Source organism: Pseudaeromonas pectinilytica, assembly GCF_054780855.1.
In genome coordinates, this window is the sequence record NZ_BAAGVN010000067.1 from 1 (window position 1) to 5,743 (window position 5,743).

The window sequence follows — 5,743 nt, forward strand, 5'->3', positions numbered from 1 at the left end:
CCGGCCTCCAGGGTGATGGTGCCATGCTGGCTGACACGCACCGCCTCAGCCTGCAGCATCAATAACTGCAGTTGCTCCTTGGTGGCCTTGCGCACCGTGGCTTGCTGGTAGCTCACCGCAAAGGCGTCATCGAAACTCATGACACCGCAGCAAACTTCGGTATCTCGGTTCTGGCGGCTGTTATACATTTCCACGCCCTCAGCTACGGCGGCGAGAAAGGCCTTGGCATCCACCGCCCGATCACCATAGTTGTCGGGTTTTTCCATGGGGTTGGGGCCGGTATAGGCACCCGCCAGGGCGGGATGCTTATCGACAAACTCTTCAAGCCCACCAACACCGAAGGCCCGCTCAACCGGNACATGGGGATGATCCCTTTGGGGTCATCTTCTTTGACTTTGAAGCGGTACCGATTCGGCACTCCACCAGTCATCCACTTGTTAGCTGCGGCACGGGTGTTATCAATGGTCAACTCACGGGGGATGCCATACGTCCGGCATACGTCCATCAGCGACAGACGGATAGAGTCCGTGTTTTCGCTAACATCGGTGCGCCAGCCCACGATCTTGCGGCTGTAGATATCCATCCAGAACCACGTTTTAGGGCGCAGGATCTCGCCGTTGAACCACTGCACAAACACGTTGTGCTGATAGCCGTCACCAGTGATCCACTGCATGGCTTCCAGATCGAGCACGGAACGAACCTGTGGTGGATACATCTGGTGCAAGGCATGTTCGCCCTCACGAAACAGCACCTGCTGCTCCTGACTGACCTCAAAATTGAGCCGCCGCCGCAGGGCAGACTCGCTGGGTACAACCCAGCCCTTTTGCTCAGCAATCCGCTGTAGGCGGTAGTAGCAGACAGAAAAAGTAGGCTTTTCTAACCGCAGATAGTCGCCCTTGAATGTCTCCCAGGCGTCGGCAGTGATCTCGGCCATCTTCTTGCTGCGGCCAGCAACGGCCCCCTCTTTGTGCTTGGGCAGCAGCAAAGGCAACCAGTCGGCCTGCTCGAACTTCTGCACCGCGTAGTGCCAGCGCAGCAGGGTAGGCTGAGGAATGGCGAACTCGCGAGCGATGCTGGCAAAGGCCTCCATCTTGCTGACGCCATTTTTGATGAGCCCCTGCACGGCCAACACGGCATCCAGCTTCTGCTGCGCCTTGGCTTGAGCCGTAGCACCGGCTTGGCCCCAGCGCGCCCAGAGCACCTCTTTGCAATAACGCGGGGCTTTGGGCTTGGGCAGATCCATCAGCCTATCGCCAACCTGCACCTTGCCGTGCTTGCGCAGCAGGGCGGCCTGGACGGATGGAGAGAGAAGGCTGATGTGGATCTCGTTTGCCTTGCTTCCTTTCCGTTGTCTTACTTTTTCAGGGGCATCACCGCTCAACGTCTTGATGATGTTTCTGATCTGCCTATCCGTTGCAGGAAGACCAGGCATGCCAACCAACTCTGAAGATGTGAACCACTCCATTGCGTGACCCCTCAGCTTGCTTGTGACATCTTTTGGTAGCGACTCGGCCAGATATCAGACGCATCGACACCAATTGCGTCAGCAATGATTCGCTCACCTTTCGGCCAAGGAAAACGAAGAGCATTTGCCAGCGTTGAAGAAGCCAAACCATTCTCACGACTCAATGCGCTAACAGAGTTACCTTTCTTTTTAAGGGCTGCGATGATGTCGGCTCTGTGCCAATCACCACTCCCTTTTTCTCCCCGATTCTGCGACACTTCGCCAACATTCTTGTAACTCATACATCTAACCCCTTTCCGTTGCGTCCGTTACTAACTCAACAATAGAGAAATAACGGAAGAAAGGGAAGTCTAATCGGAAACTTTCTTTTCCCTTATTTCCGATTCAAATCCGTAACACGGAAAGAATGGAGCAGATAAATCCAATGGATATCAAAGAGTTAAATGATTGGGAAGTCACCAAGATAGAATCGGAAATAAGTTCCGATTCTTCTGGTGAGAATCGGAAACTGTGGGTTACCGCACAAGAAATTGCAGGCCTAGATGGGATGCCTACAACAGACAGGCGTGTTAGAGACCTGCTTGAGCAGTGGGCTATAGGGTTAAGTGGAGTAAAACGGAAGAGAAAAGGGACGAAGGCGTTTGAATATCACATATCTATTCTGCCTAAGGACGTTGCAGTTGTTTTGGCCCCAGGCGAACACCAAGCCCCTTGCACAACTATCACTGCAACAAATAATGACCTGTATAGCGAACGCAACTTTTTAGATGAATTTGCTCTTATCCCTGGCTATCGGGTACAGGTATCTGCAGGCCACGGCGCCATCACTCCGGATGGCGAAGAGCCGTGCCGGTATCTGGCATTTCGGCGTAAATGGTTGAAATGGCGAGGCTTTAGTGAAAAGGATCTGGTTATCGTCTGGTGTAAGGGCGATAGCATGGAACCCATCATCTACAACAACGATACCCTGGTAGTGCATACCGGCCAGACCAAGCCGGTAGACGGCGGGGTGTATGTGCTGCGCAACCACGATCAGCTATGGGTAAAGCGCATTCAATCGCTGCCCAATGCCTGGGTTCTGCTGAGTGACAACCCGCGCTACCCACCCATTGAAGTGAGTAAGGATGAGCAGCACAACTTCCAGGTGGTGGGCAAGGTGGTGCATATCTCTCACGACCTGGATTAAACGAAATTTAAATGGTTTTCTAACGGCAGCTACAGCCGGATCCAATTAATCAAAACAACTGACGAAAACAGCCAAAAACGGATCCATTGATCAAAATCTCGATCCAATAAAAAGGGGCGCTCGCTGCACCCCTTCATTTCAACCCAATCACCCGCCAGCCCAGTCCCCACGCCGTTTTCACCCGTTTCGATCCCATCAACTTCCCGCTCTTTCCGCCAATTCCCACATATTCAGCCCATTGATCAGATTATTGGGTTCCTTACAGCCTTGCTCCCCGCCGATGGCAAACCCTACTGGGTCTCTTTTACCCTGCAAGATTCGGTGGTCGATGCCATCCCCCGCCTGCGCTCGGGAGAGCCGGTGGCCGATGCCGTCCGTGCAGCCGTGGAGCTGGGCGCCGAAGCGGTATTGTTCAATTGCAGCCAGCCCGAGGTGATCGAATCCGCCTTGCAGGTGGCAGCCGCCGTGCGTGACGAGCTGCATGCCGAGCTGGCGCTGGGCGCCTATGCCAACGCCTTCCCCCCGCAGCCGGAAGAAGCCACCGCCAATGACGGGCTGGATGAGTTGCGAAGCGATCTGGATCCTCCCGCCTACCTGCAATGGGCCGAGCGCTGGAGCCAGGCCGGTGCCACCCTGATCGGCGGTTGCTGCGGCATAGGGCCTGAACATATCGCAGTGCTCGCCCAGGCCTTTGGCACCGAACAGCCAGAGGTAGCCACAGATGAGCGCTAACAACAAGATAGGGCTCTGGTCACTAACCGCCCTGGTGTTCAGCTCCATGGTCGGAGCCGGGGTCTTCAGCCTGCCGCAAAACATGGCCCAAGTGGCCGCGCCACTGGCCGTACTCATCGGCTGGGGCATCACCGGGGTCGGCATACTGCTGCTGGCCTTATGCTTCCTGCGCTTATCTCGGCAACGACCGGATCTGGAAGGTGGCATCTACACCTATGCCCGCGCCGGGTTCGGCGAGCTGATCGGTTTTTGCTCGGCCTGGGGTTACTGGCTGTGCGCCACCATCGGTATCGTCTCCTATCTGGTGATCGTATTTGCCACTCTGGGCCTGTTCACCGATGGCGAGCAGGGCCGGATCTTTGGCGATGGCAACACCTGGCAGGCGGTAGCTTGTGGTTCATTGTTCGTCTGGGCTGTGCACTGGCTGGTGGCGCGCGGCATCCGCGAGGCGGCCCTGGTCAATCTGCTGGCCACCATCGCCAAGCTGCTGCCGTTGCTGCTGTTCATCGTGCTGGGGCTGCTGGCCTTCCGTCTGGATCTGGCGGAGTTCGATTTTCAGGGCATCAGTCTGGAAGTGCCGGTCTGGGAGCAGGTGAAGCAGACCATGATCATCACCCTCTGGGTCTTTACCGGGATTGAGGGCGCGGTCGTGCTCTCGGCCCGGGCGCAAAAACGCCAGGATATAGGCCGTGCCACGGTATTCGGGGTGTTGCTGGCGCTGGTGATCTATGTGCTGGTCACTGTGCTCTCCTTTGGCCTGCAAGCGCGAGAGTCGCTGGCCGGGTTGCACAATCCCTCCATGGCGCTGCTGATGGAGCAGTTGCTGGGTGAGCCGGGCAAATACATCATTGCCATAGGTCTGGTGATTTCAGTGGCCGCCTCCTACCTGAGCTGGACTCTGTTTGCCGTCGAAGTGCCCTGGAGTGCCGCCATGTACGGCGCCTTCCCGGCTATTTTCCGGCGCCAGAATCGCCAGGGCGTGGCGATCAATTCGCTGTGGCTGACCAGCCTGACGGTGCAAGGCTCCCTGTTGGCGGTGCTGTGGAGTGGTGAAACCTACAACACGCTGCTGGCGATTTCGTCGCAGATGATCCTGGTGCCCTATCTGCTGGTAGGTGCATTCTTGCTGCGCTGGAGCTGGCAACAACGAGGTCGGGCACAGGGAACATTCGGTGTCGGCCAGTACCTGATTGCCGGCGGTGCCACCCTGTACGGGGCCTGGCTGCTCTATGCCTCGGGGCTGGATAATCTGCTGTTGTCCCTGTGGCTGTATGTGCCGGGACTGGCCCTGTTCTGGCTGGCCAGACGAGGCTCACAACCGCTCCCTCTGAACGCGGTCGCCAGCGACTAAACCGCATCACCCGGCGGGCTATGACCAGAACAATCGGCTGAGCTGATCGGGTCATAGCCCGCCGTTGAATGGCCTCATCTCTCCCGATGTTTCTGGTGTTGCTGCGGATTATACAGGGAAGGCTTACTTTATAGCCGAAATAAGTCTGCGGTTATAAGTTCAATATCAACGCCACGTCTTGGTTATTTCAATATAAATAAAAATGCCGGCCATCAGCCGGCATTTTTATTATCGCAGGTTGATGTGAGATTTATTTCAAACGCAGATCATTTTTAACGGATATTAAACCCTTAACGGTTTCAATATGGATCTCTGCTAATTTCAGATCCGGATCATAAAAATGGCTGCAATGACCTGGATATTAATAGTGGGCGGTTGAGATGCCGCCACCAGGATGCCGAGAAGCAGGCGCGGCTGCACATTCCCCGAAGCACAGCGCCGTTTTGCTCCATCACGGCCAGCCTGTACTGCCCACTGCACTTGGTTTTTTGCGATCCATCCGACAACTCTATCCGTCACATCAACTAGTATTCTTTGGTTACTTATTATCCTGGAGGCCCATCGCAATGCCAACTCCCTCTCCGCTACAAAAAAATAATGTCCATATCGTGGGAAATCTGTCTGCGGACAACACCATGATTTTTGTACATGGTTTGGGTACCGATCAAACGGTATGGCAACCGATAGCCGCTGAGTTTGAGGCAACACACAGGATCATATTATTTGACAACATGGGTGCCGGGGCCACGACCCCGGATGAAGACTTTGCCCTCCACTATCACAGCATTGATCGCTATGCAGATGATTTATTGGATATCTGCGGTTATCTGCAAATTGAAAATGCCGTGATCGTCGGTCACTCCGTAGGAGCCATGATCAGTTTGTTGGCCGCGACCCAATATCCCGGGTGTTTCTCACATCTGATTACCTGATTACCACCATGATTCAGCCCTTCAGGACTACACTTAAAGGGTTCTGTTCTGGAGGGTTAAATCATGGCCAGAAACAA

6 protein-coding genes and 1 pseudogene are annotated in these 5,743 nt (G+C 55.1%); 4 read left to right on the plus strand and 3 right to left on the minus strand.

All coding sequences use genetic code 11. The features are described 5' to 3' along the window. From ACYVG7_RS04815 to ACYVG7_RS04825, 3 genes are all read right to left on the minus strand, one after another. On the minus strand, positions 1–296 hold a 296-nt coding region (locus ACYVG7_RS04815), incomplete at its 3' end, for a transposase domain-containing protein (protein WP_460882095.1). Then, positions 203–1,465: a transposase domain-containing protein gene (locus ACYVG7_RS04820; RefSeq protein ID WP_460882090.1), complete on the minus strand. Its 1,263-nt coding sequence runs from the start codon at positions 1,463–1,465 to the stop codon at positions 203–205. The genes ACYVG7_RS04820 and ACYVG7_RS04815, both read right to left, overlap by 94 nt. 11 nt (positions 1,466–1,476) lie before the next feature. Then, the gene (locus ACYVG7_RS04825) at positions 1,477–1,746 is read right to left on the minus strand and encodes a helix-turn-helix domain-containing protein (protein ID WP_460882091.1); all 270 of its coding nucleotides are present in this window, start codon (positions 1,744–1,746) and stop codon (positions 1,477–1,479) included. Between the two features lie 143 nt (positions 1,747–1,889). Here ACYVG7_RS04825 and ACYVG7_RS04830 point away from each other — a divergent pair, with 143 nt between their 5' ends. The 4 genes and pseudogenes from ACYVG7_RS04830 (at position 1,890) to ACYVG7_RS04845 (ending at position 5,666) form a co-directional block, all read left to right on the plus strand. Next, positions 1,890–2,651 carry a helix-turn-helix domain-containing protein gene (locus ACYVG7_RS04830; protein WP_460882092.1) on the plus strand — a complete coding sequence of 254 codons (762 nt, stop codon included), beginning with the start codon at positions 1,890–1,892 and terminating at the stop codon, positions 2,649–2,651. 258 nt (positions 2,652–2,909) lie between these two features. After that, positions 2,910–3,383: pseudogene (locus ACYVG7_RS04835) on the plus strand (homocysteine S-methyltransferase family protein); the annotation flags it as partial. Next, positions 3,373–4,734: a basic amino acid/polyamine antiporter gene (locus tag ACYVG7_RS04840; protein WP_460882093.1), complete on the plus strand. Its 1,362-nt coding sequence runs from the start codon at positions 3,373–3,375 to the stop codon at positions 4,732–4,734. The pseudogene ACYVG7_RS04835 and the gene ACYVG7_RS04840, both read left to right, overlap by 11 nt. Before the next feature lie 566 nt (positions 4,735–5,300). After that, positions 5,301–5,666 carry an alpha/beta fold hydrolase gene (locus tag ACYVG7_RS04845; protein ID WP_460882094.1) on the plus strand — a complete coding sequence of 122 codons (366 nt, stop codon included), beginning with the start codon at positions 5,301–5,303 and terminating at the stop codon, positions 5,664–5,666. Positions 5,667–5,743 lie beyond the last annotated feature (77 nt).

Coding starts and splice junctions, on each gene's coding strand:
- ACYVG7_RS04825 (WP_460882091.1), bottom strand. CDS start 1,746: ATGAGTTACAAGAATGTTGGCGAAGTGTCGCAGAATCGGGGAGAAAAA.
- ACYVG7_RS04830 (WP_460882092.1), top strand. CDS start 1,890: ATGGATATCAAAGAGTTAAATGATTGGGAAGTCACCAAGATAGAATCG.
- ACYVG7_RS04840 (WP_460882093.1), top strand. CDS start 3,373: ATGAGCGCTAACAACAAGATAGGGCTCTGGTCACTAACCGCCCTGGTG.
- ACYVG7_RS04845 (WP_460882094.1), top strand. CDS start 5,301: ATGCCAACTCCCTCTCCGCTACAAAAAAATAATGTCCATATCGTGGGA.